4 protein-coding genes are annotated in these 2,105 nt (G+C 59.4%); 3 read left to right on the forward strand and 1 reads right to left on the reverse strand.

What is annotated here, in order from left to right:
• The first annotated feature begins 101 nt into the window (after window positions 1-101).
• The 3 genes from ABJK56_RS19700 to ABJK56_RS19710 all read left to right on the forward strand — a co-directional run bounded on the left by ABJK56_RS19700 (window position 102) and on the right by ABJK56_RS19710 (window position 1,806).
• Window positions 102-881: a hypothetical protein gene (locus ABJK56_RS19700; RefSeq protein WP_347246400.1), complete on the forward strand. Its 780-nt coding sequence runs from the start codon at window positions 102-104 to the stop codon at window positions 879-881.
• Between the two features lie 34 nt (window positions 882-915).
• Window positions 916-1,068 (forward strand): Flp family type IVb pilin, encoded by a 153-nt coding sequence (locus ABJK56_RS19705; RefSeq protein WP_347246401.1) that lies wholly within the window; start codon window positions 916-918, stop codon window positions 1,066-1,068.
• 171 nt (window positions 1,069-1,239) lie between these two features.
• Entirely contained in the window at window positions 1,240-1,806 is a 567-nt protein-coding gene (locus ABJK56_RS19710) for a hypothetical protein (RefSeq protein WP_347246402.1), read from the forward strand.
• A 141-nt stretch (window positions 1,807-1,947) separates the two neighbouring features.
• Here ABJK56_RS19710 and ABJK56_RS19715 read toward each other — a convergent pair.
• A partial coding sequence (locus ABJK56_RS19715; RefSeq protein ID WP_347246403.1) for a DNA methyltransferase occupies window positions 1,948-2,105 on the reverse strand: 158 nt, incomplete at its 5' end.

Genomic DNA, 2,105 nt, shown 5'->3' on the forward strand with positions numbered 1-2,105 from the left:
GGTTCCGAGACTCCCTTGCTGATGTCCTGCTTCCACCGAACAGGATTGGAGTGGCAGTATAGCTGTAGAAAAGCGAAACCCCATCAAGGAGGTAAAGAGCGATGGACGGAGTTAAATTCCAGCTGTTTCAGCGAACGGTTCAATCCCTTGCCACCTGCACTTCCCTGACCTTGCAGGTGGGGGAGGTCGAAATCCGGGCGGATGGGCTGTGCAGTCCGCTGCGCTCGCATCAGCGCATTGAGTTCAGGAAAGCTCCTTCCCCGCTCCCCAGCGGACTGGTTCTGGTGCTGGGAACGCGGTATGGACTCGTCATCCAGGGGCGGTGCTTCGTCCCCGAAGACTTCGAACCCCCGAGGCGGCCAGTAGGACCGTTTCAGGGTCAGTGGATCCGGACGGAAACACCAACCTTCCTCCTCCAGCCGCTTTTAGAGCGGATTTCGGCTTTCCTGGGCTCGGCCATGCCGGATTTTCATCCCATCACCCCTGTACAGGTACTCGGGCCGGTTTTGGCCGGATACCATTTCCGCCAGCCAGTGTTTCTGCTGGCTGGCGAGGACAATCGGGCATTCAAGATCGATGATCTCACCCCGATGATCCGCCAGGGGAGGCTCGATCTGATTCCACCTGTTGCGATCCTCCGCCAGTTTACCTGGTCCGGAGGCGAGACCTTCTTCAATCATATTCTGTTGCCTCCAGGCCGGGAAGCCTCAGAATCACCGCGTGCAGCTGCCCCGGTCGCGGTGGACTACAGGGACCGAATCGTATGCGCTGTCTGCTGCCGGGGCCCCGCGCGAATCGTCGCGAGGGACCACGAGCCTGTAGACATTCCGGAAGGGGAATGGGTGGCACTCCATCCGTTCCCCACCTTCGGGGCAGATTGATACCCACATCCTGAAAAGAAAGGAGGTGAGGAACATGCTGTTCATGCCTCGCGAGGAAGGCCAGGGCCTGGTGGAGTATGCGCTGATTCTCGTGCTGGTGGCGATTGTGGTGATCTCCATTCTCACCATCCTGGGCACCCAGGTCAGCCGAGTCTTCTCCCAGATCGCCAGCGGCCTCGGTCGCTAAACCTCCACCCGAGAACGACACAGAACCTCGCTGTAGCGAGGTTCTGTGTCGGATGGGAGTTGTCGGCCGCCATTCTCATCCTAGCCCCTGGGAGATGAGCCTCTCAGGGGCAATTGTATTCTCTGCTATAATCCCATTCAGGGCATCTTGACCAGGTATAAAGGAGGGAAAATGTCGAGCGAACCGGTCACTGACATCCTGCAAGCAATCGGAGCAGTAGAAGAAACAGGCAATGGGTGGATCGTCACCGTGGGCAACGGTTCGGCCATGGTTACAGAAGGCAAGGAGACCCTGCAAGTAGAGGAAGGTGTGGGGGATTCCGATTTCTGGGTGGCCCGCATCCTGAATGCCCTAAAGGGGCAAACGGTGAGAGTGAAGCTTTCCCCCGGCGGCCCTGGTGGCCCGGGAACGATGGATATTGGGGGAATGGTTACCCTCGCCCGTCTGGATTTCTGTCGGGCGATGATGCAAAGGGTGCAAGAGGGACGGTACCCTGTCGCCTACCTGTCGCTCTGCCCCGATCATCTGGAGATCCAAAACGAGAACGGGGAATGGGCGAAGATTGATGGCCAGGGAGCCATATATTGTGTGGGGATATTGAAGTTGCCCTTGCTGAGTATCCGGTTGGCAGGAAGTGGCAGAACCATCAGGATAGCATCCGAACATGCCAAATACACCGTTGATGTCTCCCCCATCGATTTTCTGGAGGCTGCCCACATGGCACTTCAAACCCTGTGACGGAGGTGTGGCTGTCCGTCCGAGGGTGGAGAAGCGCCTGGCGCCCCTCTCCACGGACGGCGGCGAACGCCTCGCGCCATCGGCTTTGGACGGGTTTTGGTGCGAGCGCGGCCGGGGCACCGGAGGACGGACCCGATCCCCTCACATCTCCACCCGAGCCAGTTTTTCTCGGGTGATCGCTAAATAGGTCGGGTCAATATCTATGGCGATATATCGCCGCCCCAGCCGGGCTGCGGCCACGGCTGTCGTCCCCGTCCCGGCCAGCGCGTCCAGGACCACGTCCCCCGGGTTGGTGGAGA

Source organism: Thermogutta sp. (assembly GCF_039793925.1).
Classification (GTDB): domain Bacteria; phylum Planctomycetota; class Planctomycetia; order Pirellulales; family Thermoguttaceae; genus Thermogutta.